At 41.8% G+C, this 1,732-nt stretch carries 1 protein-coding gene; it reads right to left on the reverse strand.

Going from position 1 to position 1,732, the window contains the following annotated elements; translation table 11 throughout:
• Nucleotides 1-276: 276 nt before the first annotated feature.
• Nucleotides 277-1,641, reverse strand: a complete 1,365-nt coding sequence (locus J7K40_02730; protein ID MCD6161310.1) for an ISNCY family transposase — start codon at nucleotides 1,639-1,641, stop codon at nucleotides 277-279.
• Between the last annotated feature and the right edge of the window lie 91 nt (nucleotides 1,642-1,732).

The following is a 1,732-nucleotide window of genomic DNA, read 5'->3' on the forward strand; positions in this document are numbered from 1 at the left end:
AATGATAACAGGAGCAGGCTTTTTTTGTATAAGTTTTTACATAAATTTCTTTCCGCAACAGGAACTAATTAGTTCCTGTTGCGGAAAGCAGTAAAAACGATAAAAAATTAACCGTCCGATTTAGGACAAGGTCAGTTTGTCATCATTTTTGTTGTCCAAGAGGACTCCTTACGGAGAACTGTCCGCAAAAGCTCTTTGAAAAGTTAAAATTTCAGTTTTCTGGACAGACCGTCTCCACGGACAACCTGAAAACACTTTGTTTCAGCGATCCTCGCGTCACAATTTTGTCAGCAAAACAAGGTTATGGCAGAAGACCGCACAGCCTACACTGGCTGCGTAATTCTTAAATCCTTTGAAAAGGCACCGGCCAAGCTTAAAGGCACGTTTTAACACCGAGATACTGCCTTCGCAGCCGGCACGAAAACGCTGGCCATCTTTGAATTCTTCGGTAGATTCGCGCTCATATTCCTGCTGGTTACGGCGGCCTTTTTTGCAGATCGACACCGTTGTGATATTTTTTCCCAACTTCAGGATCTGCTTCATATTTTCGTAGAAGCCTTTGTCGGCAGCCAGCACATCGGGGCCGGTTCCAAACAATTGCTTATGTGCTTTGAGTGTTGGTTTAATCAGTTCTTTGTCCTCTTTGCGTTTGGGGAAAACCTGGTAATGATGGATGAACTTTTCGCCCGTCTGAGCGATAAGTACCTTGTGGCCAAACTCTATAGGTTTACCTGCTTTACCTCGTTTAAGCAACTCAGTGTGTTCCTCAAATAAACTATAGACCTTTTCATCGGCGGCTAACTTTACACCCTGAAAAACCCGTTGCTCAGCTTGGCTGATGATTTTCTCTACGATGGGAATGTAATGAGCCAGTAACTCTGCGTCATAGCCAGCTTGCTGCAATAAAGTCAAAGTTTCTTGAGCAACCTCGGCGATCCAGTTTACACGCTCGATCAGCGTTCGGTAGATACTTTTAACTTTACGCTTTTTGCTTTTGTTCTTACTGCCGGCATTACGGGTAATAAAAAGAAAAAGCTTCTTGACTTTCTTAACGTGAAATCTGTGTTTGAGAGCTAATTGCGGCAATTCCTGCTGAATCTGTTGTAGTAAACGTGCCAGAGTACGAAAGCTATCCCACAATAAAGATGAGTCGCTGGGATAATGAATGTTCGCTTCATAGACGGTAGTATCCAGACGCAATTTCTCAGATGAAATTTTCTCCTGCTTTTTTGCGTATTGGGCCAATACTTTGTTCATGGCTTTCCATGTTTTATCGCTCAAAACACAAAAAGCTTTGTCCAGAAAACTGTAGTCCATCATAGCCTTGATGCCAAGGCCTACAAAGTGTCGCAAGAATTCGCTGTTTTCGATGCGAATTACGACCTGCCTGAGACTATCCTGCTCAACGAACATTACGATCAGCGACCGAAGAATTTGCTCTGAAGTATATTCGCTTTTGCGTCCGTTGTTTGATTTTGACAGCGTCTTGGCCAAATCCTGATGGATCAGAGAAACCAATTGAGGGTTTTTGTCCAGCAGTTGTGAGAGTATTTTGTATTTTTTTCTGTATTCGTTCACAACTTTTAGCCTTGATTTACGAGAGAAGTCCAAGTATTGTTGTTTTGTAGATTTTGTTCTCATTTGCCTGTTCCTTTCTCATTGGTTTTTCAATAATTCAATGATAACAGGAGCAGGCTTTTTTTGTATAAGTTTTTACATAAATTTCTTTCCG

The sequence above is a fragment of the Candidatus Zixiibacteriota bacterium genome (genome assembly GCA_021159005.1).
Lineage (GTDB): Bacteria > Zixibacteria > MSB-5A5 > UBA10806 > 4484-95 > JAGGSN01.

Excerpts from the sequence above, each read along its gene's own strand:
- J7K40_02730 (MCD6161310.1), bottom strand. The coding sequence starts at position 1,641 with ATGAGAACAAAATCTACAAAACAACAATACTTGGACTTCTCTCGTAAA.